Genomic DNA, 25,299 nt, shown 5'->3' with positions numbered 1-25,299 from the left:
TGTGACGGCCATGACGAGACGGGCCGCCGGAGCCGGTCACCGGACCGGCGTGAGCTCCCCGGCCCCCAGCAGGCGGGTGATCCAGCGATCCAGGGGAAGCAGGTTGATCCCGGCGACGACCGGAACGTGCGCGAGGGCGAACAGGATGGTCGCGCCGAACGAGATCGGGCCGCCGGTGATCAGGTTGATGTGGGGCGCGTCGATGACCTTGGGGATGGCCACCGGGTTGGCGACGAACCACATGATGTCGAGAAACCCCGAGAACAGGATGACGACGCCGGTCGCCATGATTTTCAGGCAGCGGCCCGGACTGCCGCCCCCGATCCGGTAGGCGGCGGCGACCGTGAGGACGATCGCCGGATAGAGCAGCAGATAGAGGTGCGTGTAGAAACTGTCGCCCAGCGCGCGTGCGCCGTCGCCGAAATAGAACCAGCTGATCCGCGGGATCAGGTAGCCGGTGAAGAAGACGAACGGGATGTAGACCAGCCACTGCAGGCGCGGCGACACCCACGGGAAGAACGCGATGGCCACGCACAGGCAGGCGAACGCGAACAGCTTGGCCACGAGCTCCCACGCCGTCTGGATCTCCCGAGCGTGGGGGGTGGCCAGCCACACGAAAGCGGCACCGGCCGCCCCGGCGACCAGGGCCAGCCACCACAGGTGCCGGACCCATCGGCGCCGCCCGCGGAGGACGATGTCGGGGACGCGCCCGGGCCGACTCGTGATGACGTTCCCGTCCAGGAGCGACCCGGACGGCGGGCTCTCGTCACGTGCCGTCATGGAGAATCGACACCTTTCCTCCAGACGACGGGCGATGCGGGATGATTCATGCGCTCGGGCCGTACGCCGCGGGAGCGCTCCCACTCAGTATGGCAGCAGCCTCTCTAATAGCGCCTAAGTATATGAAAATGGGACCTCTCTTTCCTCGCCATCTTCAAGGCGGATTCAGAGATACGCGCGAATGCCCAGGTGGACCGTTATAAGGAATTCGACTTCCGAACGTATTTTCTAAGCAGGGAGGCCAATATGTGAGCCCATCTCATATAAAGCGTCCCCAACTCGGCTTTCGGACAATTCGTCGTGCGATTCGTAAGAGGGTGCGCTTCTCCGCCCCGGGCCCCCGGGAGCACCCCCCCGAGCACGAAAGCCTCCGCGACGGCGAGTCGCGGAGGCCCTGTGCGAGATGGCAGCGTCACGGCCCGGTAGGGCCCTGTGTCAGCTGCGCAGGCTCCACTGCTGGTTCGTGCCGCCGTTGCACGACCACAGGATGAGTTTCGTGCCGTTGGCGCTGGCGCCGCCGTTGGCGTCGAGGCACAACCCGGACTGCACACCGGTGATGGTGCCGTTTGAGTTGAGGTTCCACTGCTGGTTGGTCTGTCCGTTGCAGTCCCAGATCACTACCTGGGTGCCGTTCGTGGTGCCCCTGTTGTAGGCGTCCATGCACTTGCTGCCGAAGACCTGCAGCTGCTTGCCCGACGTGTACGTCCACCGCTGGTTGGTGCCGCCGGCGCAGTCCCACAGCTGCGCCTGGGCGCCGTTGGTCGCGGTGCCGCCGGTGATGTCCGCGCATCGACCCGACTGGCCACCCACGATCATGACGTTCTGCTGGCCGCCCCCGCCGCTGTTTCCTTGCCTGACGAGCGATTTCGACTCAGCCGATCGATTCCCCTGGGCGTCCACGACATAGAGCCGGTACTCACCGGTCGACGTCGGAACGGCTATGGAGGTCGCGGTTCCGCTCGCCCTGGTCATCGTGCTACCGGCGACGAAGGAGGTCGTACCGTAGGGCGCCAGCCATACCGACTTGCTCGCGTCGCCGGTGCTCCGGATGGGAATCGATGTCACACCGGTGCCGACGAACGTGCTGGCAGGCAGGACGTAATCCGGCAGAGAGAGATTGCTCTGGGGGATGATGTTCCTGTACGCGTCCTCAAGCCCGGAGTTCACGGCGATGCCATAGGCCTGCGACGGCCAGACATAGTCGGAGGACACGAGGATGTCCTGGACCGTGCTGTTCGGCAGGTTCTTGTTGGAGACCTTGTTGATGGGGCCGTACGTCTGCGTGATGCTCAGGTCGTGCTTACGCCCGAAGTCGTCGGAGTTGATGAGCCACGTGACGTTCTTGTCCACGCTCAGGACGTTGTCGCGGAACGTCATGTACGCGGAGCCCTCGTCCGGGTGGAGCCCGTACTTGTGGCCGGACGGGACGCCCTGCAGATAATTGTTGGTGATCGTGGTTCCCGGCTGGCTGCCCAGCGTGTAGATGGGAGCCGTATCGCTCAGGCGCTGCACCGTGTCGATGATGTGGTTGTAGCTGATGGTGTTGTTCTTCGCCGTGGTGGTCGGCCGGTTGGGCGCGATCGAGCCTGACGATCCGTCGAAGTTCCACCACCCCCAGCCGAGCGTTATACCGGACCACGGGGTTTTCTCGATGCGATTGCGCTGGATGGACAAGCCGTCGGCGAAGTACGCCGAGATGGCGCTGTGCCCGTTGAACAACACAGCACTGTCGTAAATGTAGTTGTTCTTTATCTCGATGTTCTTGGGTGCTCCCTCGACCTGAGCGGAATACTTCTCGCGATTCGTCGAGGTGTAGTCCCCGATGTAGACATGCTGGGGATGGCCCACGGTGACCGCGGATCCGGCGATGTCGTTCAAGTAGTTCCCGATCAACTGCGTGTTCACCACGTCGTTGACCATGTTGATGCCGTCGACGCCGGTGTGCTGTATCCGGTTGTTCTGCAGGACCAGCCCGTCGGCGTTCTCGATCTGAATGATGCCGGGCGCCACGTCGACGTTGCGGTAGTAGTAGGCGTGGAAGTTCTGCTTGGCATACGCTTGTGCGCCGAGATTGCCCTGCTGGGCCTGCTTGAACACCGAGCCGGCCACGTTGAACAGGTTCCAGTCGGAGTGCTGGACCGTGAGGCCGGAGAATGTGATGTTCCGGGCGCGGCTGCTCGTGGAGGTGCCGGCGACCTTGAGAAGGGTGGACACGTTGTTCGGCGCGAAAACCGCCGCGGTCGCCATGTCCTCGGAGCCTGCCTTGTAGTAGTACAGCGTCCGGCTCGTCTTGTCGAAGAAGAACTCGCCCGGCGTGTCCAGGAACTCGTAGGCGTTCATGAGCTTGTGGGTGCCGCCGATCTGAGCGTTCCCGTTGAAGGCGCCTTGGGCGATGGCCGCTCCCGGCTGCTGGAACAGAGCGATACGGTTCGAGCTGTCAGAGGTGACCTGCCGGACCCCCACGATGGCCGTGGTCCAGGTCGTCCCCGTTTCTATCTCGATGTCGTCCTGATTGCCGGCGATGGCGGGGAAGTCACCGAGACCGTACTTCGCTCCCGCGCACTGCGAACCCGATTCCCATGCCCAGGACGCCTGCCCCGCCGTGATGTTGTAGCTTCCGGAGCACCCCGCGGAGCTTATTGTCTTCGAAGCCATGAACGCTCGCTTGTCGTTGACATAGAGCGCGCGGAGCTTGTTGCCGCGGTTCAGCGGGGCTTTCCAGATGTTGCCGCTGTGCTGGGTCCAGCCGGTTACCTGAACGCCTCCGCTGAGGATCGGCACCTCGTTCTGGTACGCGGCGTATATGACCCGGTAGCCATTCGTGCCGGAGTCGGCCGACGTGAAGTCGATCGTACTGCCGACCGGATAGTTGCCGCCGCGGAGATACACGTAGATGTCGCCGGTCATGTTGGCGTTCACCGTACGGACGACGTTCCTCGCGCCCTGCAGGGTCCTGAACGGTGCCGTGATCGTTCCGGGGTTGGCGTCGTCACCGCCGGGGGCGACGTAATAGGTCGCCTGGACCGCTGCCGAGGCCGGGCTCTCACCTGCGAAGGCCGGCAGCAACACGGCGGCGACGAACACCGCGAGTGCTGCCAGCACTTTCCCAGTGGTGGACAAGGCTGACTTCACGCTCTGTTCCTTTCGCTGTTGCGAGCAGAGTGTTCGCCGACCATCACCCGCCGTAGCGGAACGCGTCGGGGCGGCCGGTGCGCACCTCCGTGGCAGGCATGGCGTTACCATTTTGTGACGTCATAACATATGACGTATGCCGACTGATGTTTGGGAGTAATGTCGCATTAACAGGGGTGTCTCGCAACAGTCGTATGGAGCCGAGGGGATCCCTGCCGGATCGGCCCACGTCCCGGGCAGGTCGAGAGAGGAAACCGCTCACATCAGCAGTGGTGGATCACACTGCCGCTGTAACTTTCACGGCGAGTGTGATCACACTCGCGGGTCCACCCGGGCGTGACCACGGGCGGAGCGGGCGCGGATCGCCGAGGGCGGGTCAGCGGGAGGCGGGGAGGCCGTCGCCGACGACGCCGCCGAAGATCTCGTCGCGCACGGTGGCCAGGGCCAGGTCCATCGCGCCGGCGAGGACCGGGTTGCCTGCGAGGGCCGACAGGCGTACGCGGGGGTGGGAGTGGGTGAGGGCGTGCAGTTCGCGCTCGATCAGGTCGCGGAGGTGCTCGCCGCCCGCGGACATCAGGCCGCCGGCGAGCACGATCAGGCCGGGGTCGACGACCGACGCGATGGCGGCCAGGCCCACGGCGACCCGGGCGGCCACCAGGCGGAGACCGGCGCCCGCCTCCTCGGCCGCCCGGCCGGTGCCCTGCTCGGCGAGGGCGGCGGCGGCCGTCACCGCTAGCCGGAAGTCGGGGGCGTCCACCCCGTAGGTGCGCAGCAGGTCGTGCACCGCGGGGCCGCCGACCAGGGCCTGGTAGCCGTGGCGGCCGAATCGGCCGGCGTCGCGGGCCGTCGCGGCGCCGGGGGCGGGCATGTAGCCGACCTCGCCCGCGCCGCCGGAGAAGCCCCGGTGCAGCCGGCCGCCGATCACCAGGGCCGCCCCCAGCCCTTCGTCGGCCCACAGCAGCACGAAGTCGGGGCAGCCGGTCGCCGCGCCGCGCGCCTGCTCGGCCAGGGCGACCAGGTTGACGTCGTTCTCCACGGCGACGGCCGTGCCGAGCCCGGCGGTCAGCGTGGGCAGCAGGTCGGGGATCCGCCAGCCGGGCAGGTCCTCGTCGGTGGCGTAGCACAGGGTGCCGGTGGTGGGGTCGACGGCGCCCTGCACGCCGATCACCACCCGGCGCAGCGGTCCCGGCGTCCCGGCCCCGGCGATGGCCGCCCGGAGCCGGTCGATCAGCGGGCCGGGCGGGCCGCCGGGGGCGGGGAGGGTGTGCTCGCCGCGGATCTCTCCGGTGATGTCGGCCACCTGGACGCCGATCCGGTCCTGCGTGACGTCGAGGGCGGCGACGTACGCTGCGGCCGGGTTGATCCGGTAGGTCTCCGCCGTACGGCCGGGCTGCCCCGCCCTGACCCCGTCGCCGACCACCAGGCCCGCCTCCTGGAGGCGGGCCAGCAGCTGGAACGCCGTCGGCTTGGACAGGCCGGTCAGCTCGCCGATCTCGGGCCGCGTCAGCGGTCCCCGCTCCAGCAGGACCCGGAGGGCGGTGCGATCGTTGATCGCCCGCATCAGGCTCGGTGTCCCGTGCAGGGGAGCCCTCACCTCACCTCCCGCGACTGCGCTCACCGCGACATCAAGGTCATGGCGTACAGCGCGACCGCCGCGAAGTCGTCGGCCGGCTCGGACGCCTGCCAGGAGCGGACGTCGTCCACGAACCGGCTCCCCCGCCCGGTGAACTTCTCGTACCGGTCCACCTCGTCGGCCGGGCACGGCGGCATCTCGTCGAAGCGCTCGCCGAGGCCGTCCTCGAACAGGTCGGCGCTGTTGGGACCGTTCACCACCGCGCCCACGGCGGGCTTGCCGGTGATGCTGGCGATCTGGTGGTGCGGGCAGGCGATCGAGTTGTCGCCGACCTCGGCGACGAACGACACTCCCCACGCGTTCGCGCCCAGCGCCCAGTTCCGCTGGCCGGTGCCGAAGGCGTCGTAGGAACGGTCGCCGGTCACCGACCGGTACAGCCGCGAGGTGGCGGCCAGGCCGAAGGCGTGCGGCACCGAGTCGAACTCGTCGTAGCCGGCCCCGGCGCGGAAGGGGTCGGTGGCGGCGCGCCGGGCGCCGATCTCCAGCTGCGCGCGCAGCCCGGCGACCAGGTCGGCCTCGGACACGGCCAGGCCGCTCGCCCCGGCCCAGCGCATCGCCTTGACGAGGTCGACGTGCGCGAGGGCGCTCACGTCGTACAGGTTGAACGTGTCGCCGGTCTCCTCGCCGAGGTACTCGGCGGCCCAGTGCGCGGCCTCGGCCAGCCACCGGCCGGCGCGCGGGTCGCCGAGGCGCTGCGCGGCCAGGGCGAGCTGCGCGCCGCCCAGCTCCATGTCGTCGCGCCAGACGCTCTCGGGGTAGAAGGCGTGCGGGAGCGAGGTCACGAGCTGCCCTACGCCGGTGGTCTTCGCCATCGCGTAGACGGAGGCGGCCTTGGCCAGCAGCTCCTTGGCCCGCTTGATGGACGGCTCCAGCTGGGCGGCGAGCGCGAACGCGGCGGCGGTGCGGCCGGCGAGGTTCGGGCTGATCGGCTTGCCGGGGGCGGCGGCGCGGAACACCGGCCGGTGCCGGATGAAACGGTGCCCCTCGCCCGTGTCGCCGTCGTCGGCCTGCGGCAGCCGCCAGACGTCGTGGTCGCCGTAGAAGGTCTCCGCCTCGTTGCCCGCGCCGATGCCGACCTGGATGTAGAGCGTCTTGGTCTTCTCGTCCCACATCTTGTCGAGGTACCCGAGGCCGTGGGCGGCCTCGGCGCGCAGGTGCGGGACGTACGCGCCGTCCCGTTCGGCGGCCCACAGCAGGGTGTCCACGTAGGAGAGGATGTGGGTGAACTTGAGGTAGTCGCCCGCGTCGAACCAGCCGCCCTCGACGTCCACCGGGCCGCCGATCCTGGTCAGCCCGCCCTTGATCTGGTCGGTGTCCGGGCCGGTGAACTCCGGCCAGTCGTAGACCGAGGCGGCCCGGTCGTTCAGGTGGCTCGGCCCGCCCCGGGCTCCCGCGCCGTCGCGCTGGAGGCCGAAGAAGTCCACCACCTTGCGGGCGGGGGCGGCCAGCAGCCCGGCGGGGGCCACCTCGAACTCCGGCGAGGTCACCGCGCCCACCTTGACGCGGTAGGCGCCGGGGGTCCGCAGCCGGGTGAGGTCCAGGTCGAGGACGTGCGGGTAGCGGGTGTTCCAGGAGCCGAGGTCGCGGCCGGTCGTACCGCTGAGGACCGTACGGCCGCGGCGGTCCACCACGCTGAAACGGCCGGCGGATGCCGTGCCAGCCTGCGCGGTCATCAGGTAGGCGTGCTTGGCCTCGGCCGGCGCGAAGCCCACCTGGTCCACCCGGATGAAGGCGGCGGGGGCGGCGTGCGCGGGGGCGGCGGTCGCGAGCCCGGTGGTGAGCGTCGCCAGCGCGAGGGCGGCGGGAATCAGCCTCTTCATCTGCTCCTCCTGAAGTGGTCACGGACTCGGTGGCCGGCGTTCTCCGCCGCGCCGAGCAGGTCCAGGCCGGCCAGAGCCGCGCCCGCCACGGGGGGCAGGGCGGCGACGACCAGGTCGGCGCGCGGCGCGGCCGTGGCGAGGCCGGCTTCGATCCGGCCGAGCATCATACGGTGCCCGGCGGTGAGCACCCCACCGCCGAGGACGACCTCGGCGGAGGTGTCCAGCAGGTCCAGGCGGCGCAGGCAGACCTCGGCCATCACGACGACCTCCGTGGCCTGCCGTTCGACCAGCGCGGTGGCGGCGGCGTCGCCGTCCGCGGCGACCGCGAACAGGCCCGGCACCAGCTCGTGCAGCCGGGCCCGGTCCAGCTCGCCGAAGTGCAGGGCGAGCACCAGGTCCGTCACGCCTGCCACGCCGAAGTGCGACGTCACCAGGCCGGCCAGCGCGGTCGCCGGGCCGCGGCCGTCCTCGGCCCGCGCGGCGTGCCAGAGCACCTCCTCGGCCAGTTCCTCGCCGCCGCCCCAGTCGCCGCTCACCCTGCCGAGCGCGGGGAAGCGCGCGGTCTCACCGGTGGGTGAGACGCCGGCGGCGTTCATCCCCGCCCCGCACACCACGGCGACACCCCACGGCCGGGAGGCGCCCGCGCGCAGCACGGCGAAGGTGTCGTTGGCCACGGTCACCTCCTTGGCGCAGCCGCGCGCGGTGAACTCCACGCGCAGCGCCGCCTCCTCGGCGGGGAAGTCGGCCCCCGCCAGGTAGGCGCACATCGCGTCGGCGTACGGCGGGGCCGCGCCGCCGAGCAGCGCCCGCGCGGCCTGTTCCACCACCTCGGCCGCCGCGGCGACCCCGACGCTGTGCGGCACGAACGGCCCGGCGCCGCCGGTGGCGAGCACCGTGCCGTCCTCCGCCACCAGCGCGAGGTCGGTCTTGCTGTTGCCCCCGTCGACCGCGAGTACGGTTCTCACTCCGCGGCCGCCCAGGGCAGGTGCGGACGGTTGGCCTCGACGAGGAGGCCGGTGAGCTCCGCGGCGAGGTGCTCCTGCCCGACCAGCGGGTGAGCCAGCAGGGCGTCGCGCACCCGGCCGGGCCCGCCGTGCAGGGCCGCCCGGAGGGCCAGCTCCTCGTACGCCGACACGTGCGCGATCAGCCCGGCGTAGAGCGGCTCGACGGGCTCGACCGGCAGCGGCGCCGCGCCCGCGGCGGTGATCCGCGCCGGGACCTCGATGACCGCCTCGTCGGGGAGGAACGGCAGGGTGCCGTCGTTGCGCGCGTTGACGACCTGGACGTCGCCGCGGTCGCCGGCCAGCGAGGCGATCAGCGCGACCGCCGCCTCGGAGTAGAAGGCGCCGCCGCGCCTGGCCAGCAGCTCGGGCTTGGTGTCCGCCGCCGGGTCGGCGTAGATCCCGAGCAGCTCGGCCTCCATCGCCGCCACCTCGGCGGCACGCGACGGCGAGACCCGCTGCTCGGCCACGACCAGGTCGTGGGCGTAGAAGTAGCGCAGGTAGTAGGACGGCACCGCGCCCAGCCGCTCGACCAGTTCCAGCGGCAGGCCGATGTCGGCGGCGATCTCCTTGCCGTGGTCGGCGAGCAGCCTGGGCAGCACGTCCACGCCGTCCAGGTGGACCGTCCGCTCCCAGGTCAGGTGGTTGAGCCCGACGTGGCCGAGCGACACCCGGGCCGGTTCGACGCCGAGGTGCGCGGCGAACCGGCGCTGGAACCCGATCGCCACGTTGCACAGGCCGATCGCCCGGTGCCCGGCGTCGAGCAGCGCCCTGGTCACGATGCCCACCGGGTTGGTGAAGTCGACGATCCAGGCGTCGGGGGCGTGCCGCCGTACCGTGTCGGCGATCTCCAGGACCACCGGCACGGTCCGCAGTGCCTTGGCCAGGCCGCCGGCGCCCGTGGTCTCCTGGCCCACGCAGCCGCACCGAAGCGGCAGCGTCTCGTCCACCTCGCGGGCGGCCTGCCCGCCCACGCGAAGCTGGAACAGGACGGCGTCCGCGCCCGCCACACCCTCCCGCAGGTCGGCGGTCGCGGTCACGGCCGCGGGATGCCCCGCCCTGGCGAGCATCCTGCGCGCCATGCCCGCGACCAGGGCCGTCCGCTCGGCCGCCGGGTCCACCAGCGCGATCTCGGTCAGCGGCAGCTCGTCCCGCAGCCGCGCGAACCCGTCGACCAGCTCAGGCGTGTACGTCGAGCCGCCCCCGATCACGGCGAGTTTCAACCCTTGACTCCCGTCAGAGTGACGCCCTCGATGAAGACCCGCTGGGCGAAGAAGAAAACGATGATCACCGGCGCGGTCACCAGCAGGGTGGCCGCCATGGTGAGGTTCCACTGCACGCTGTGCAGGGCCTTGAAGGTGGCCAGCCCGAGCGACAGCGTCCAGCCCTCCTGGTCGACCCCGGCGTAGAGCAGCGGGCCGTAGTAGTCGTTCCAGCAGTAGAAGAAGGAGAACAGCGCGACCGCCGCGATCGCCGGCCGGGCCATCGGGAGGATGACGGTGAACAGGATGCGCACGTCGGAGCAGCCGTCCACGCGCGCCGCGTCGGTGTAGTCGCGCGGGATGGTGATCAGGAACTGGCGCAGCAGGAAGATCGAGAACGCGTCGCCGAAGAGCATCGGGATGATCAGCGGCCACAGCGAGTCGGTGAGGTCGAGCCGGGCCCAGATCAGGTAGATCGGCACCGCGACGACCTGCGGCGGCAGCATCATGGTGCTGATCACCACCAGGAAGGCGAGCTTCCTGCCGCGGAACCGGAAGCGCGCCAGGGCGTAGGCCGCCGGGATCGACGACACCAGCATGAACAACGTCGCCAGCGAGGCGTACACGAACGTGTTGAACGTCCAGGTGAGCAGCCCCGACCGGGCGAAGACGGCCTCGAAGTTGGCCCAGTTCCAGGTCTGCGGCCACAGTGCGCTGGTCAGCGCCTGCTCGTCGGTCATCAGGGCGGTCAGCGCCACGAAGGCGATCGGTCCGAGGAACATGATCGCCAGCGCGATGGCGATCGCGTGCTGCGCGATCCACATCAGGCCGCGCCGGCGCCGCCGTACGGCGGGCACGGTCCGGGCGAGACGGGAGCCCGCGGTGACGGTGGCGGTCACGAATCCCCCTCCGCCCGGCTGAACTGGCGCAGCAGGATCAGCGTGAAGACCATCGACACGGCGAACAGCAGCAGCGCGTGCACGCAGGCGAGCCCCATCGACCAGTCGCGGAACCCGGTGTGGAACAGGTGCTGGGGCAGGGTGAGCAGCGCGCCATCCGGGTAGCCGGGGGTGAAGGTGGTTCCCGCCGAGTCGGTCGCGCCGGAGGCCACCCGGGAGGCGATCATGGCCTGGGCGAAGTACTGCACGGCGTAGATCACCCCGGTGATCGCGGAGAACATCAGCACCGGCGAGATCGTCGGCAGCGTGACGTTGCGGAACTGCCGCCAGGCGCCCGCCCCGTCGATCGCGGCCGCCTCGTACAGGTGTCTCGGCACGTCCAGCAGCGCGGCCAGGAAGATCATCATGGTGTTGCCCACGCCCCAGACGGCGAGCAGGGTGAGGCTGGGCTTGGCCCAGGCCGGGCTGCCGAACCAGTCGGGGCCGGTGATCCCGACGAGGGCGAGGAGCCGGTTGACCGGGCCCGTCGCCGGGTTGAGCAGGTAGACGAAGGCGACCGTGCCCGCCACGGTCGGCACCAGCGAGGGCAGGTAGAAGATCGTCCGCAGCACGCCGGCACCCGACTTGATCTTGGTGAGCAGCTGGGCCACGCCGAGCGCGAAGAAGAGCTGCGCCGGGACCATGAACGCCACCAGCCACAGGGTGTTCCTGGCCGACTGGTACACCCGCTCGTCGGCGAAGGCGTACCGCCAGTTGTCCAGCCCGACGAACTCCAGGGTGAACAGGTCGTAGCGCTGGAAGGAGAAGTAGACCGTCGCCAGCAGCGGGTAGGCGAAGAAGACCAGCACCCCGACGATCCACGGGGCGAGCCAGAGGAGGGCGCGGGCGCCCTCGCCGCGCCGCCACCGGGGCGGCGCGGCGTGGGTGGACGCCATCATCAGCCTCCGGAGAGCTTCAGCTTGTCGTTGATCCGCTTGTCCACACCGGCCAGCCCGGCGTCCATGTCCTTGACCGCGCCCTTCTCCCACTGGATGAGGAAGGTGGAGAAGGCGTCCTGGTTGAAGACGCTGTTGACGCTGGCCGGCAGGGTCGTGGTCTTCGGGTGGGCGAAGATGCCGAGGAAGGTGGCGAACCTGTCGTCCTTGGCCAGCTTCGGGGACTCCATGGCGGCCTTGGTGGTGGGCACGTTGCGCAGCGCGTTCGACAGCGTCACCAGCGAGTCGGTGTCGGTGGTGAGGTGCTTGATCAGCTCCCAGGCGTGCTGCGGGTGCTTGGCACCCCTGGGCACCCCGATCACCGTGCCGGCGGTGAAGCCGCTGCCGTACAGGTCGGGCTTGTCGTCGGCGACGGGCAGCGGCGCGGTGCCGTAGTCCAGCGACTTCGCCTCGGGATCGGCGGCGATCATGGCGTTGCGCCATTCGCCGTCCACGACCATCGCGACCTTGTCCTTGAAGAAGGGGTGCTCGGAGCCCCACTCGTCGCCAAGGCCCTTGCGGAACTTCTCCAGGTTGTCGTAGCCGTACCAGTCGACGAGTTCCTTCTGCCAGGTCAGAAGCTCCTTCCAGGCCGGGTCGGAGCCGATCGCCGAGGTGCCGTCCGGGTTGTACCATTTGGCGCCGACCATCGGGCCGAGGTGGGAGGGGCTGTTCTCGTAGTACTGGAAGCTCGGGATGAAGCCGGCGACCTTGATGGTGCCGTCCGGGTCGCGGACGGTGAGCTTCTTGGTCAGCTCGGTCAGCTCGGTCAGCGTCTTGGGCGGCTCGTTCTCCTTCATCAGGGCCTTGTTGTAGTAGAGGCCGTAGGCGTCGGCCAGCAGCGGCATGGTGCACCGCTTGCCCCCGAACTCGGTGTAGGTGCGCGACGCCTCGGGTAGCACGCTCAGGTCGATGCCGTCCTGCTTGATGACCTGGGTGAGGTCCTGGAAGGCGCCCGACCTGCACCACTGGGCGACGTTGTCGGTGGTGAACGACGCGGCCACGTCGGGGGCCTTGCCGCCGCGGATGGCCGCGGTGATCTGGTCGTCCTGGACGGCCTTCTTCGCGGTCACCTTGATCTGCGGGTACTTCTTGGTGAAGCCCGCGATCGCCTCCTCGAACGCCTTGGTCTCGGCGTCCGTGGAGAAGCCGTGCCACAGCTCCAGCGTGGCGGCGGGCAGGGCGGCGGCCACCGGTCCGGTGCCGGTCGTGGTGGGCCGGGCGCCGAGCGAGGGCGCCTCCGTGCCCGCGGTACAGGCGGCCAGCGACAGGGCCAGCAACCCGGCCGCCGCGAAGGGAACGAAGCGCACGAGGATTCTCCTATGACCAGGCGAGAGAGGGGCGTACGGTCACGGTGCACGCGGAAGTTAGTAAATATTCCTAACTTTGAACGGACCATAAAAGCTCACCTCAGGCTGGTCAAGAGGCGACATCAACTCGTGACCGGGGAGATGCCGACGCGCGTCCCGCCGAGTTGGGAAGGACTCCTGACTAACGGCGGGGGGCGTGTCTCCGCACCGGGACGCGCCCCCGCCTAAGGCGGCTCAGAAGTCGTCGGCGGTGCGGATCCGGTCGCGGACCCAGACACCGGCCTCCTTGAGCCTGCCGGTCCCGGCGAACGAGCCGTTCGGGCAGGTCCCCGTGGTGAAGACGGCCCCCGTCCGGAAGTCGTCGGAGAAGTTCCAATTCACCCAGCTGATCTTCTTCTGCGCGAGCAGGTCGAGGTACTGCTGCGACCTGGAGAAGTTGTTCGCCCCGTCGCCGGAGGCGGTCTGGGTGCCGAACTCGGTGACGAAGATCGGCAGCAGGTCGGCCGCCCGGGACAGCGTGTTGAGGTACTGGGTGCCGTGCGAGGCGGCGTAGAAGTGGAAGGTGTACATGATGTTCGTGCCGGTGACCGGGTTGGCGCGGATGGTGTCGGTCTGGTCGCCGGGGCCGGAGACGCCGAGCGACGACCACGCGGGGGTGCCGACCAGGATCGGCGCGTCCGCGTCGTACTGCCGGATCACCGGGACGAGCTGGTTGGCGTAGTTACGGATGACCGGCCAGGTGACGGAGTCGCCGTTCGGCTCGTTGGCGATCTCGTAGAGCACGTTCTCCTTGGCGTTGTGCCGCTGCGCGATCTCGGTGAAGAACGTCCTGGCCCGGGCGAGGTTGAAGTTCGGGTCGCCGGGGTCGAGCATGTGCCAGTCCACGATCGCGTACATGCCGCGGGCGGTGGCCATGTCGATCAGGGAGTGCACCCGGTCGGTGAACAGCCGGGGGTTGGTCTCGTAGCCGTCCTCCTGGATGTACATGGAGATGCGCAGGACGTCGGCCTTCCAGTCGCCGGCCAGCGCGTCGAGCGAGGCGGCGTTCAGGCACTGGTTGTACCACTGGATCCCGTGGCTGCTCATGCCGCGGAGCTGGATCTGCTTGCCGTTCTTGTTGCAGAGCTTGATGCCGCACACCCGCAGCTGGCCGTTGGCCGCGACGGGCGTGCCCCCGCCGCCTCCCCCGCCCGTGGGCACCCCGAAGACCTCCAGCTCCCACAGGGAGTAGCCGTACTGCGTGCCGCGCCGCGTGCCGTACACCCGCACGTACCGGCCGGCGCCGCTCACCGTGAGGTCGTCGGTGCCGCCGTCGCCGGTCGAGGTGGAGTGGACGTCGGTCCAGGCGGACCCGTCGGGCGAGGTCTGCACCCGGTACGCGGTGGCGTAGGCGGCCTCCCAGGTCAGGCGGACCCGGGAGACGGTGTGCGCGGAACCGAGGTCCACCCGGATCCACTGCGGGTCCACACCCTCCGCGCTGGCCCACCGGGTGGTCGCGCTCCCGTCGACCGCCTTGGCCGCCTCCAGGCCGGACGCCTCGACCGACGAGGCCGTCACCGCCTTGCCGCCCGACACGAGCGGATCGGCCGCCACCGCACCCGAGCCGGCCGCGACCGCTCCCTGCGGCACCAGGAACGGCACGAGTAAAGACAGCACCAACGCGGCCACGACCGCGGCGATCCTCGCACCTGCACTTCGCTTCACTGACGACTCCCATTCTCCGGGCGGTGCCGCAATGATTAGGAAGGTTTCCTAACTAGGCTAGGAGCGTAGGTTGACCCGCCATCTGACACAAGACCCAAAACCGCGGCAAGGTGAACGCGCCGATCCCGGCGCGAGGCGGTGGCCCGGCCCTTCCGGCATTGACCTCCGGAGTCAGCGTGGAGCCGATTCAAAAAGCTCGACGAGGTTGCCGGCCGGGTCGGTGAGCAGGATCTGTCGGCCGCCGGGGCCCGCGATGACGTCGCCGCGGAAGGACAGCCCGGCGGTGCGCAGCCGGGCGATCTCGGTGTCGAGGTCGTCGACGATGAGATGGATGCGGTTGCGGCCCGGCGCGGCGGAGTCCTCGGGGGTGGCACGGGCGCCGGAGCTCGCCGGGCCGGACAGCAGCAGCCGTAGCGGGCCGCGGACCACGTCGGCGAAGGCGGGGGCGAAATCATTGCGTACGCCGAAGCCGAGGTGGGTTGTGTAGAAGTGGACGGCGGCGGCCACGTCGTCGACGACGTAGCGGACGGCGGCGAGCTCGTCGGGTGCTGTCACGGTTGAGCCTCCGGTTTCGTGGCGTGGGTGAGGACGGGCAGCAGGTAGCGGATACGGGTGTCGATCTCCGCCGCCAGGTGCCTGAACTGGTCGACGTCGTCGGTGGCGGCCGGGTCGGCGATGCTCCAGTGGATCGGCCGCGGCCGGTCTCCGAACTCGGGGCGGACCTCACGGACCCTGTCGCACAGGCTGATCCGGTGATCGAAACGGTGGCGGGCCACGGTGTCCAGATGCCGCGGCCGCCGGCCGGCGATGTCGATGCCGTAGTGCTCACGCAACGCCCGCACGGCGTTGGGATGCGTGCGCGGTGCCGGGTGACTACCGGCGCTGGCCACCTCCACGCGCCCGCCGGCGCGGTGGCGCAGCAGGGCCTCGGCGATGGGAGAGCGGGCGCTGTTGCCCGTGCACGCGAACAGCACGCTTGACCGGGCCGGGGATTCCGCGATCGCGGCAGGTGGCGGGGTGAGATCGAGGCGCAGCCCCGGGTGCAGGGCGGCACCGGCGCCGGCCAGCGCGTCCGCGCAGCGTTCCAGGTCGAGGTGGTGATAGTGGTCGCGGGCGTCGAAGCTGCTCCGGCGGGCGGTGACCAGCCCGCTCCCACGCAGCAGCCGCAGATGGTAGGAGACCAGATTCTGCGGCTGACCGAGCAGTTCGACGAGCTCGCGGACCCGGTAGTCGCTCACGGCCAGCTCGGTCATCATCCGCCACCGCAGCGGGTGAGCGGCCATCCGTACGAACGCCGGGGCCGTCCGAACCGGGGGCATCATGACCGGCAGAATACATCAAATCCATTTGATGGATCTGTCCGCGCGCGGCTTGATGTGGAGTCCTACGCGAGCTGCGGCCAGCGGACACGAAGGACGCCCATCCGGATGGATGGGCGTCCTGGAACGGGGGATGATGCATGATCGCTACTTGAGGATCGGGTACCTCTGGACGATCGTGGTGCGCGACCACCAGGTGCCGATGCCCAGGGTGTCGCCGGCGGAGGCCAGCGCGAGGCCGATCAGGACGACGGCGTAGATCAGGTGCTCGTCCATGAAGGGGTTGTTGGGCAGGGGCAGCTCGGCCGCCCACATCAGCACCAGCAGCGCGGTGCCCGCCACGGCGGCGATCCGCAGCCCGGCGCCGAGGATGAGGGCCGCGCCGATGCCGAGCAGGCCGAGCATGAACAGCCAGTCGACCCAGACCTGGCCGGCCAGGCCGGAGAAGAACCCGCCGAGCGCGTTCTCACCGGTGCCCTTGAGGAAACCGGTGGTGGGGCTGCCACCGTTGATCCATGCCTTGGCGGACGGGGTCGCGAAACCCCAGCCGAAGACCTTGTCGAGGAAGGCCCACAGGAAGGTCCAGCCGATCGCGATGCGTGCCACGGCCCAGACGTAGTCCACCGTGCGGGACCCGGCCGACGGCGTGAGCGAACCTGGGGCGTGGGAGGTGTGGACGGCGCGACGTCTTTCGGTGGCAGCCATCGTAGGGCCCCTTTCCGGTGATTCTTTGTCGTTGCTTTCACCCCCTATGACACTCTCTTCGCGCGCTCCGCCTTAGAGCTGTAAGGCTCGGGCCGAGGATCCGCAAGGCCCGTCCTGCGTGGGACCTTCGGCCCTGGATCGCGCTCGCGCGAGCGGACACGCTGAACGAAAGCCCGTCGTCCCGGTGTCCAGGCGACGGGCTTTCCTGTTCTCGCGGGACTCCGGTTCATCGCGAACCGGCCCTCCCGCACGATGCCCGTCACCGCACCCATCGCGAAGCCGATCGGGAACGGCTCCCCCGGAAGCGGGTAAGCCGCAGGTAGGAGGGGTTCCTCGCGTGGCACCAGGCGGTCTGGAGGCCGGCCACGACGAGCGGCAGGCCGCGGACCTAAGTCCCTCGGTGGCGGGTCGTCCGGCTCTCCCCCGGCCAGGTGGGTTGGCGGGAGTCTGGCGGCAGAGCGTGTGAGGGAGGCGTGCCATGATCGCTCCGCTGTGCGGCGGGCTCGGGGTCAGGCGGTTGCTCGTCGCGGCCGGGCAGGCGCCGTCGGTTCAGAACACCCAGCCGTGGTCGTTACGTTTCGTCCGGCGGGAGTCGGTCGAGTTGTACGCCGATCCGGGGCGGCGGCTCACGGTGAGCGACCCGCGCGGCCGTTCCCTGACCGTCAGCTGTGGCGCGGCGTTGTTCAACCTTCGCCTGGCGATCCGGCAGGCGGGATACCGCCCGCTGGTCGCGCCGCGTTCCCACCCGGGCCCCGGGCCGCTGGCCATGGTGTTCATGACCGAAGCCGGGCCACCCGGGCCGGGGGGGCACCGCCTGTACGAGGCGATCCCGGTGCGCCGGACCAACCGGGAACCCTACGACGCGGCACCGATCGCCCCCGGGGTGCTGGCCGAGCTGCGGATCGCGGCTAGCCGGGAGGGTGCTTGCCTGGTCCCGCTGGACGGGCAGGCCGTCACCGACATGCTGGAGTACGCCGCCATGGCCGAGGACCAGCTGGCCCTGGACCCCCTGTACCTGGCCGAGCTGGCCCGATGGGGCCTGCCCGCGTTCGTCCGCGGCCCGGCACCTGCGGGGGACCCGCCGTTGACGCGGCGCTTTGGCGCACGGGAGCGCAGTGCGGGGTTCGAGCCGCGACCGCAGTTCGCCGTCCTCACCACGGCGGGCGACCGGCCCGCCGACTGGCTGCGCGCCGGGCAGGCACTCCAGCGGGTGCTGCTGACCGCGACCGTGCACGGGTTGTCGGCGTCGTTCCTCAACCAGGCACTGGACCTGCGGGACATGCGCGGGCGTACCGATCCGCGGCACCGCCGCGGCCACCCACAAATGATCATCAGGCTCGGCCACGGGCCGGCCGTCCCGCGGGCACCACGCCGTCCCGCCGCCGAACTGGAGATCCACCATGCTTGACGAGTGCGACGTACTGCTACGCGACGGCGCCATCGCCCACGTACGCCCCCTGGCCCCCACCGACCTCACCGCCCTGCACCAACTGGTCGACCGCACCTCCGAACTATCGGCCTACCTGCGGTTCTTCGCCGGGGGACGCGCGACGGCGCACGCCTACATGGAACGCGTCACCGCTCCCGGCCACCCCGGCCGCGTGCTGGTGGCGACGCTCGGCGGGCGGGCGGCCGGCATCGCCGAGTACATCCCCTGCGGCGACGGCACCGCCGACATGGCGGTCCTGATCGACGATGAGGTCCAGGGCGACGGCCTCGGCACGCTGCTGCTGGAACACCTGGCGGCCCACGCCGCCGCCGAAGGCTTCGGCACGCTCGTGGCCCAGGTGCTCGTCCGCAACACCCCGATGCTCCGCCTGCTGCGCGACGTCGGGCTGGACGTCCAGATCCGCTACGACGGCGCCGAGGCCGACGTCCGGGTGAACCTGACCCCCGGTGCCCGCATGCTGGCCAACGTCGCCGCCCGCGACCACCAGGCCGGACGCGCCTCACTGGCCCCGCTGCTGACCCCCGCGTCGGTCGCGGTGATCGGCGCCGGACGCGACCCCGCGGGCATCGGGCACAAAGTGGTGCGCAACCTCCTCGACGGCGGTTTCCCCGGCTCGATCCACCCGGTCAACCCCAAGGCGGCGGCGATCGCCGGGCTACCCGCCTACCCGGACGTGACGGCGGTACCGGTGCCGGTCGACCTGGCGGTGATCGCCGTGCCCGCCGGGGCCGTGCCCGGCGTCGCGCGTCAGTGCGCGGCGGCCGGGGTCAAAGGCCTGGTCGTCTTGTCGGCCGGTTTCGCGGAAAGCGCCGGCAAGGGTGCCGAGGGAGAGTTGCTGGGCATCTGCCGGTCGGCCGGCATGCGCCTGATCGGCCCCAACTGCCTGGGCATCGTGAACACCGCGGCGCACCTCAACGCGAGCTTCCTGCCGCACACCCCCCAGCAGGGCGGTGTCGCGGTGCTCTCCCAGTCGGGGGCCGTCGGCGCGGCACTGCTGGACCGGCTGGCGGTCTCCTGGTTCGTCTCGGTGGGTAACAAGGCCGACGTCAGCGGCAACGACCTGCTGGAGTACTGGGAGGACGACGACGCCACCACGGTGATCGCCCTGTACCTCGAATCATTCGGCAACCCCAGGAAGTTCGCCAGGATCGCCGCCCGGGCCGGCCGCCGCAAGCCCATCCTGCTCGTCAAGAGCGGCCGCTCCGACGCCGGGGACCGCGCCGTCCGCTCCCACACCGCCGCCGCGGCCACCCCCGACATCGCGGTCGACGCCCTGGTCCACGCCGCCGGAGTGATCCGGCTCGACACCATCCGCGACCTCATCGACACCGCCCGTCTCATGTCCACCCAGCCACTACCGGCCGGACGCCGGGTCGCCATCGTCGGCAACTCCGGCGGCCCCCAGGCCATGACCGCCGACGCCTGCGAACGCAACGGCCTGATCGTCCCCGAACTCACCCCCGACCCCGAACTGGCCGGCCGCATCCCCGCCGCGTCGCTGCGCAACCCCGTCGACCTCACCGCCGACGCCCACGCCGCGGACATCGGCCTGGCCATCCAGAACGCACTGACCGAACCGGAGATCGACGCGGTACTCGTCGTCTACACACCCCCGTTCGGCTCCGGCGCCGACGCCACCAAGACCGCCATCGCCCAAGCCGCACGCAACGCCACCAAACCCGTCCTGGCCTGCGTCATGGGCCAAGACGGGCTCATCGACGGCCACGTCCCCGGCTACGCCTACCCCGAGCAGGCCGTCCACGCCCTCGCCCGCGCCGCGGCCTACGCCGAGTGGCGCCGCACGGCTCCGGAGACGTCCGCTCCCGTCCTCGGCGATCGCGCCGCCCGCGAGATCATCCAGGGCTCCGAGGGGTGGCTCGCCCCCGACGTGACCGAGCGCCTGCTGCGGCACTTCGACGTGCCCGTCCTGGCGTCGGCGACGGTGCACGACGCCGAGTCGGCCGCCGAGGCGGCCGCCGCACTCGGTGGCCCCGTGGCCCTCAAGGTGACCGGCCCCGTCCACAAGAGCGACATCGGCGGGGTCCGGCTCGGCCTGCGCGGCCCCGTGGAGGTGCGGGAGGCCTACCGGGAGATGGCGGCCTCGATCGGCACCGCCATGACCGGCGCGATCGTGCAGCCCATGGCCACCGAAGGCGTGGAGATCATCGTGGGCGGCGTCAACTACCCGTCGTTCGGGCCGCTGGTCATGATCGGCATGGGTGGCGTCGCCGCCGACCTCATCGCCGACCGTTCGTTCCGGATGCCCCCGATCACGCTGGAGACGGCCGCCGAGATGATCGCCGACCTGCGCTGCTCTCCCCTGCTGTACGGCTACCGAGGCCGCGGCAAGACCGACACCGCGGCCCTCGCCGGCCTTCTCACCCAGGTGGGCCACCTGATGGCCGCCCTGCCCGAGGTGGCCGAACTCGACCTCAACCCCGTGATCGTCACCCCCGAAGGCGCCGTCGCGGTGGACGCCCGCATCCGCGTGGCGCCCGGCGCGCACCTGCCCTCGCCCTACACCCGCCGGCTTCGCTGAAAAGAAGGAAGCGTCATGCGCACCACAGTGAACACCGTCAGCGGAGCGCCGGCTCATGGAGGAGCACGACGTCAAGCGGCTTTCCTGCCGGGGGACCTTCGTCCCCCTGATCGGGGACCTCCGCTCGATGAGATCCCGGCCGTGTCAGGCGAACGTGGAACCAGAGCCCGATACGAGGAGGTTTCCGATGACGGTCACCGTGGACCGGGAGCACTTCGCCCCGGTCATCGCCTGGCATGGCTTCCATGGGACGACGTGGCGCGCGGGCATCGACGTGCGGGCGTTCATCCAGGACAACTACACGCCGTACGAGGGTGACGAGAGCTTCCTGAGCGGGCCGACCGAGCGGACCCGGGCGGTCTGGGGGAAGATCGCCGAACTGCTGCCGGAGGAGCGGCGGCGGGGTGTGTACGACGTGGACGCCGCCACGCCGTCCTCGATCACCGCGCACGGGCCCGGCTATATCGACCGGGAGCGTGAGCTGATCGTCGGCCTGCAGACCGACGCGCCGCTCAAGAGGGCGATCATGCCGCAGGGCGGGCTGCGGATGGTGGAGAACGGGCTGGCCGCCTACGGTCACCAGCTCGACCCGCGCGTGGTGGAGATCTTCACCAAGTACCGCAAGACGCACAACGACGGCGTCTTCGACGCCTACACCCCCCAGATCCGCGCCGCGCGCCGCTCGGGGATCGTCACCGGCCTGCCCGACGCCTACGGCCGGGGACGCATCATCGGCGACTACCGCCGGGTCGCGCTGTACGGCGTCGACCGTCTCATCGATGCCAAACAGGACGAACTGCACAGCCTGGACAGCGAGTTCTCCCTCGACACCGTGATCCGCGACCGCGAGGAACTGGCCGAGCAGATCCGGGCCCTGAAGGAACTGCGGCAGATGGCCGCGTCCTACGGCCACGACATCTCCCGCCCGGCCGCGACCGCGCGCGAGGCGATCCAGTGGCTGTACTTCGCCTACCTGGCGGCCGTGAAGGAGCAGAACGGCGCCGCGATGTCGCTGGGCCGCACCTCCACCTTCCTGGACGTCTACCTCCGGCGCGACCTGGACGAGGGCCTGCTCACCGAGGAACTGGCCCAGGAACTGATCGACGACTTCGTGATCAAGCTGCGGATCGTGAGGTTCCTGCGCACCCCCGAGTACGACCGGCTGTTCTCCGGCGACCCGACATGGGTGACCGAGGCGATCGGCGGAATCGGCCAGGACGGCCGCACACTGGTCACCCGGACCAGCTTCCGCTACCTGCAGACGCTGCGAAACCTCGGCCCCGCGCCCGAGCCGAACCTGACGGTGCTCTGGTCGCCGCGGCTGCCCGAGGCCTTCAAACGGTTCTGCGCCGGGCTGTCGATCCAGACGAGCGCCATCCAGTACGAGAACGACGACCTCATGCGCCCCGTCACCGGCGACGACACCGCGATCGCCTGCTGCGTGTCGGCCGCCCCGGTCGGCAAGCAGATGCAGTTCTTCGGCGCACGGGTCAACCTGGCCAAAACACTGCTGTACGCCATCAACGGCGGCCGCGACGAGATGACCGGCGAGCAGATCGGCCCCGCCACCCCGCCCATCACCGGCGACTACCTCTCCTACGACGAGGTCGCCCCCGCGTTCGACCAGATGATGGACTGGCTGGCACGCACCTACGTCGGCGCGCTCAACGTCATCCACTACATGCACGACAAGTACGCCTACGAACGCATCGAGATGGCGCTGCACGACCACCCGGTGAAGCGCACCCTGGCCTGCGGGATCGCCGGCCTGTCGGTCGCCGCCGACAGCCTCTCGGCCATCAAGCACACCCGCGTGCGCGTCATCCGCGACCCCAGCGGGCTGGCCGTCGACTACGTCGCCGAAGGCGACTACCCGGCATTCGGCAACAACGACGACCGCGTGGACTCCATCGCCACCGGCCTGGTCCGCACGTTCATGGCCAAACTCCGCGAGCACCCCGCGTACCGGAACGCCGAGCACACCCAGTCGGTCCTGACCATCACCTCCAACGTCGTCTACGGCCTGCACACCGGCAACACCCCCGACGGCCGCCGCACCGGGGAGCCGTTCGCCCCCGGCGCCAACCCGATGAACGGCCGCGACGCGCACGGCATGATCGCCTCAGCACTTTCCGTGGCCAAACTGCCCTACGCGGAGGCCGGGGACGGCATCTCACTGACCAACACGATCACCCCCGAAGGCCTCGGCCGCACCCAGGACGAGAGGATCGGGAACCTCGCCGGCGTGCTCGACGGATTCATGGACGCCGGCGGCTTCCACATGAACGTCAACGTGCTGACCCGCGACGTCCTGCTGGACGCCATGGACCACCCCGACGAATACCCCGACCTCACGATCCGCGTGTCCGGCTACGCCGTGAACTTCACCCGGCTGACCCGCCCGCAACAGCAGGACGTGGTCGACCGCACCTTCCACGGATCACTGTGAACACCAGGAAGATCACCCTGGCCGAGGCGGCGGGCGAACTCCGCCCGCCGCCGACCCCGGCCGGCACCGGAGTGATCAGCACGTGGGACCTGTCCGTCGGCGTCGACGGCCCGGGGACCCGCCTGGTGGTGTTCACCTGCGGCTGCCCGCTGCGCTGCCTGTACTGCCAGAACCCCGAGACGTGGCGGGTGCGCGACGGCCGCCGGGTGACGGTGGACCAGGTGATGGCCGAGGTCCACAAGTACCGCCGCTTCATCGAGGTCGCCGGCGGCGGCGTCACGATCAGCGGCGGCGAACCCCTCCTCCAGCCTCGCTTCACCGGGGAGCTGCTGCGCCGATGCCGTGACCTCGGCCTGCACACCGCGCTGGACACCTCCGGCTCTCTCGGCGACCGCGCCTCGGACGCCCTCCTGGCCGACACGGACCTCGTCCTGCTGGACATCAAGTCCGCCGATCCGGAGGCGTACCGCGACCTCACGGGCGGCGACCTCGGACCGACGCTGCGTTTCGCCCGCCGCCTGTCCGACCTCGGCACGACGACATGGATCCGCTTCGTCCTGGTCCCCGGACTGACCGACGCCCCGGAACAGGTGGACGCCCTGGCCCGGTTCGTGTCGGAGCTCGGCAACGTCGAACACGTCGACGTGCTCCCCTTCCACCGAATGGCCACGGAGAAGTACCAGCGCCTCGCCCTGACCTTCCCCCTGGCCGACGTCAAGCCCCCCACACCGGAACTCCTCGCCCGCGTCCACGCCCAGTTCGCCGCGCACGAGGTTCCCAGCATCTGACCACGACCTTGATACGAGGACGCGAGACCCTCAGCGAATCGCAGCAGAACATTCGACGGCTGCCACGGGAGGCCGAGTTCTTCTCCTTTCGGCACCAGGCCGCGCGACGCTGCCGGCCACCACGTGACGAGGAGGGGAACCACGCGCACCGAAGCGAAGGACATCATGCGGCGTTCATCGAGGCCGGAGGACCCTCGACCGGGGTCCTCCGGCCTCGGTGTTCAGGCGGGGGTGGGGAGCACGGGGTGGAGGTGGAACATGGCCGTGTGAATCTCACCGTTGGTCCGGGCGGGGAGGATCCGGCCGGCGACCGCCTTGAGGATGTCTGACGTCGTGATGATGCCGACCGTGTGCCCGTGATCGTCTACGACGGGCACCGCGTCCCGGTCCGCGTCGAGCATGACGGCCGCCACCTCGTCGAGAGGCTTCTCCCGCAGGACGCGGGGCAGCCTGCTCGCCTTCAGGAAGTCGCGGACCTCCCGCTCCGCGAGGCCGGCCAGCGTGCCCGGCCAGCCCATCGCGAGGTCGTGCACGGCGAGGATGCCGTGCAACCGGCGCTCCTCGTCGACGACCGGGATGTGATGGACGCCCGCGCGCCGCATCAGCTCCCACGCCATGAGCGGGGACTCGTCCGGGGTGACCGTGACGACCACTCCGCTCATCACCTCGGCGGCGGTATACGTGATCATCGCTCCTCCTTTCCGGGGGCGCACGATGGCGACAGGGCAGTGCGCACTATGCAGCACACCGTGGCCGAAGGTCACCGGGGCCGGGGACCTTCGGACCGAGGTCGGGTCCGCACGTGCGAAGGGTCTCTCGTCACGCTGTCGCCATCGTGTCGGCGAGTGACTCGCCCCACTGGTGGGCGCGCAGCGACTCGCTCTCCTCGAGCGGGCCCTTGTTGCCGGTGACGTAGAAGCTCATCGGCCGTCCGGCGACGTGTAGACGGTGCCGTCGGAGCGCCTTGTACGCACCCTTGGCGGCGGAGCCGGAGAAGTGGGAACGGATCTTGGTGTCGAAGGCGGTGGCCGCGATGGGGGCGTTCACCCGCAGGGTTTCGAGCCACTCGCGTATCCCCTCGCCGTGGGAGACGAGTCCGCCCTCGGCCTGATCCTCGGCGGACTTGCGTGTACTCGCGCGCGACATGCCGAGGACGTGCGTGGGCCCGCCCACGACCAGCAGGGTCACGTCATCGGGCAGCTCGTGGGGGGCGCTGCCGACCTCCAGGACTTCGACGGGCATGCGGCTCATCAGCCCGCGGGCGACCTCTTCGGCGATCTTCTTGGTGTTGCCGAACATCGATTCGTACACGACGAGCGCACGCATCAGCGCTCATCTCCTCTCAATGAGTGGAATCACCTCGTTCGAGGGCTTCAAGTCTCGCCGTGCCGGCCGGGCGTCCCCAGGGCCGAAGCTCCCCGATGGCACGGACCTTCGACCTCGCCCTTCCAGCGTGGGGCCGGCGGTGCGCTATTGCCGGGGACCTTTGTCCCCACCAGGTGTGCCGTGAGGTGCGGTCGCGGCTGCCGGAGCTGGCGTGCCTGATGCTCACCTCCTACGCCGACGACGACGCGCTGTTCGACGCGGTCATGGC

The 25,299-nt window shown here is 70.1% G+C and carries 19 protein-coding genes and 1 pseudogene; 5 read left to right on the top strand and 15 right to left on the bottom strand.

Going from position 1 to position 25,299, the window contains the following annotated elements:
* Positions 1–36 precede the first annotated feature (36 nt).
* The 13 genes from ACFP1K_RS23815 to ACFP1K_RS23755 form a co-directional block, all read right to left on the bottom strand.
* Positions 37–780 (bottom strand): hypothetical protein, encoded by a 744-nt coding sequence (locus ACFP1K_RS23815; RefSeq protein ID WP_380757019.1) that lies wholly within the window; start codon positions 778–780, stop codon positions 37–39.
* Between the two features lie 435 nt (positions 781–1,215).
* Positions 1,216–3,912 carry an RICIN domain-containing protein gene (locus ACFP1K_RS23810; protein WP_380757017.1) on the bottom strand — a complete coding sequence of 899 codons (2,697 nt, stop codon included), beginning with the start codon at positions 3,910–3,912 and terminating at the stop codon, positions 1,216–1,218.
* 376 nt (positions 3,913–4,288) lie between these two features.
* Positions 4,289–5,506, bottom strand: a complete 1,218-nt coding sequence (locus tag ACFP1K_RS23805; protein ID WP_380757015.1) for an ROK family transcriptional regulator — start codon at positions 5,504–5,506, stop codon at positions 4,289–4,291.
* Positions 5,507–5,526: 20 nt separating this feature from the next.
* Positions 5,527–7,365: a glycoside hydrolase family 9 protein gene (locus ACFP1K_RS23800; protein ID WP_380757013.1), complete on the bottom strand. Its 1,839-nt coding sequence runs from the start codon at positions 7,363–7,365 to the stop codon at positions 5,527–5,529.
* Entirely contained in the window at positions 7,362–8,330 is a 969-nt protein-coding gene (locus ACFP1K_RS23795; protein WP_380757011.1) for an N-acetylglucosamine kinase, read from the bottom strand. The genes ACFP1K_RS23800 and ACFP1K_RS23795 overlap by 4 nt, the downstream gene beginning before the upstream one ends.
* Complete coding sequence (locus tag ACFP1K_RS23790) at positions 8,327–9,589, bottom strand: 6-phospho-beta-glucosidase (protein ID WP_380757009.1); 1,263 nt, start codon at positions 9,587–9,589, stop codon at positions 8,327–8,329. Before ACFP1K_RS23790 ends, ACFP1K_RS23795 begins: the two co-directional genes overlap by 4 nt.
* Positions 9,586–10,467: a carbohydrate ABC transporter permease gene (locus ACFP1K_RS23785; RefSeq protein WP_380757007.1), complete on the bottom strand. Its 882-nt coding sequence runs from the start codon at positions 10,465–10,467 to the stop codon at positions 9,586–9,588. Before ACFP1K_RS23785 ends, ACFP1K_RS23790 begins: the two co-directional genes overlap by 4 nt.
* On the bottom strand, positions 10,464–11,405 hold the full coding sequence (locus ACFP1K_RS23780) for a carbohydrate ABC transporter permease (protein WP_380757006.1): 942 nt from the start codon (positions 11,403–11,405) through the stop codon (positions 10,464–10,466). The genes ACFP1K_RS23785 and ACFP1K_RS23780 overlap by 4 nt, the downstream gene beginning before the upstream one ends.
* A complete protein-coding gene (locus ACFP1K_RS23775; RefSeq protein ID WP_380757004.1) occupies positions 11,405–12,751 on the bottom strand; it encodes an extracellular solute-binding protein in 1,347 nt (448 codons plus the stop codon). Before ACFP1K_RS23775 ends, ACFP1K_RS23780 begins: the two co-directional genes overlap by 1 nt.
* Positions 12,752–12,985: 234 nt before the next feature.
* On the bottom strand, positions 12,986–14,455 hold the full coding sequence (locus ACFP1K_RS23770) for a cellulase family glycosylhydrolase (protein ID WP_380757002.1): 1,470 nt from the start codon (positions 14,453–14,455) through the stop codon (positions 12,986–12,988).
* A 171-nt stretch (positions 14,456–14,626) separates the two neighbouring features.
* Entirely contained in the window at positions 14,627–15,010 is a 384-nt protein-coding gene (locus tag ACFP1K_RS23765; protein ID WP_380757000.1) for a VOC family protein, read from the bottom strand.
* Positions 15,007–15,777 (bottom strand): arsenate reductase/protein-tyrosine-phosphatase family protein, encoded by a 771-nt coding sequence (locus ACFP1K_RS23760; protein ID WP_380756998.1) that lies wholly within the window; start codon positions 15,775–15,777, stop codon positions 15,007–15,009. The genes ACFP1K_RS23765 and ACFP1K_RS23760 overlap by 4 nt, the downstream gene beginning before the upstream one ends.
* A gap of 144 nt (positions 15,778–15,921) precedes the next feature.
* Entirely contained in the window at positions 15,922–16,479 is a 558-nt protein-coding gene (locus ACFP1K_RS23755) for a hypothetical protein (RefSeq protein ID WP_380756996.1), read from the bottom strand.
* 478 nt (positions 16,480–16,957) lie between these two features.
* Between ACFP1K_RS23755 and ACFP1K_RS23750 the strand changes: the two genes are divergently transcribed.
* The 4 genes from ACFP1K_RS23750 (at position 16,958) to pflA (ending at position 23,705) form a co-directional block, all read left to right on the top strand.
* Positions 16,958–17,887, top strand: coding sequence for an Acg family FMN-binding oxidoreductase (locus ACFP1K_RS23750; protein ID WP_380756994.1), 930 nt, complete (start codon positions 16,958–16,960; stop codon positions 17,885–17,887).
* The gene (locus ACFP1K_RS23745; RefSeq protein WP_380756992.1) at positions 17,880–20,468 is read left to right on the top strand and encodes a bifunctional acetate--CoA ligase family protein/GNAT family N-acetyltransferase; all 2,589 of its coding nucleotides are present in this window, start codon (positions 17,880–17,882) and stop codon (positions 20,466–20,468) included. The genes ACFP1K_RS23750 and ACFP1K_RS23745 overlap by 8 nt, the downstream gene beginning before the upstream one ends.
* Before the next feature lie 187 nt (positions 20,469–20,655).
* Entirely contained in the window at positions 20,656–22,917 is a 2,262-nt protein-coding gene (gene pflB / locus ACFP1K_RS23740) for a formate C-acetyltransferase (protein ID WP_380756989.1), read from the top strand.
* Complete coding sequence (gene pflA / locus ACFP1K_RS23735; RefSeq protein ID WP_380756987.1) at positions 22,914–23,705, top strand: pyruvate formate-lyase-activating protein; 792 nt, start codon at positions 22,914–22,916, stop codon at positions 23,703–23,705. Before pflB ends, pflA begins: the two co-directional genes overlap by 4 nt.
* Before the next feature lie 221 nt (positions 23,706–23,926).
* Here the strand turns inward: pflA and ACFP1K_RS23730 are convergent, their stop codons facing one another.
* Both ACFP1K_RS23730 and ACFP1K_RS23725 read right to left on the bottom strand, forming a co-directional pair.
* Positions 23,927–24,394 carry a CBS domain-containing protein gene (locus ACFP1K_RS23730; RefSeq protein ID WP_380756985.1) on the bottom strand — a complete coding sequence of 156 codons (468 nt, stop codon included), beginning with the start codon at positions 24,392–24,394 and terminating at the stop codon, positions 23,927–23,929.
* A gap of 130 nt (positions 24,395–24,524) precedes the next feature.
* Complete coding sequence (locus ACFP1K_RS23725; protein WP_380756983.1) at positions 24,525–25,031, bottom strand: flavodoxin family protein; 507 nt, start codon at positions 25,029–25,031, stop codon at positions 24,525–24,527.
* 170 nt (positions 25,032–25,201) lie between these two features.
* Between ACFP1K_RS23725 and ACFP1K_RS23720 the strand changes: the two are divergent.
* A pseudogene (locus tag ACFP1K_RS23720) lies at positions 25,202–25,299 on the top strand (DNA-binding response regulator); the annotation flags it as partial.

This window comes from Sphaerisporangium aureirubrum (assembly GCF_042658925.1).
GTDB lineage: Bacteria > Actinomycetota > Actinomycetes > Streptosporangiales > Streptosporangiaceae > Sphaerisporangium > Sphaerisporangium aureirubrum.
This window is presented reverse-complemented; position numbering and strand designations above follow the sequence as displayed.

Bases quoted from the DNA above. Each gene is read 5' to 3' on its own strand.
- ACFP1K_RS23815 (WP_380757019.1), bottom strand. From the start codon at position 780: ATGACGGCACGTGACGAGAGCCCGCCGTCCGGGTCGCTCCTGGACGGG.
- ACFP1K_RS23800 (WP_380757013.1), bottom strand. From the start codon at position 7,365: ATGAAGAGGCTGATTCCCGCCGCCCTCGCGCTGGCGACGCTCACCACC.
- ACFP1K_RS23780 (WP_380757006.1), bottom strand. From the start codon at position 11,405: ATGATGGCGTCCACCCACGCCGCGCCGCCCCGGTGGCGGCGCGGCGAG.
- ACFP1K_RS23760 (WP_380756998.1), bottom strand. From the start codon at position 15,777: ATGATGCCCCCGGTTCGGACGGCCCCGGCGTTCGTACGGATGGCCGCT.
- ACFP1K_RS23755 (WP_380756996.1), bottom strand. From the start codon at position 16,479: ATGGCTGCCACCGAAAGACGTCGCGCCGTCCACACCTCCCACGCCCCA.
- ACFP1K_RS23750 (WP_380756994.1), top strand. From the start codon at position 16,958: ATGATCGCTCCGCTGTGCGGCGGGCTCGGGGTCAGGCGGTTGCTCGTC.
- ACFP1K_RS23745 (WP_380756992.1), top strand. From the start codon at position 17,880: ATGCTTGACGAGTGCGACGTACTGCTACGCGACGGCGCCATCGCCCAC.
- pflB (WP_380756989.1), top strand. From the start codon at position 20,656: ATGACGGTCACCGTGGACCGGGAGCACTTCGCCCCGGTCATCGCCTGG.
- ACFP1K_RS23730 (WP_380756985.1), bottom strand. From the start codon at position 24,394: ATGATCACGTATACCGCCGCCGAGGTGATGAGCGGAGTGGTCGTCACG.
- ACFP1K_RS23725 (WP_380756983.1), bottom strand. From the start codon at position 25,031: ATGCGTGCGCTCGTCGTGTACGAATCGATGTTCGGCAACACCAAGAAG.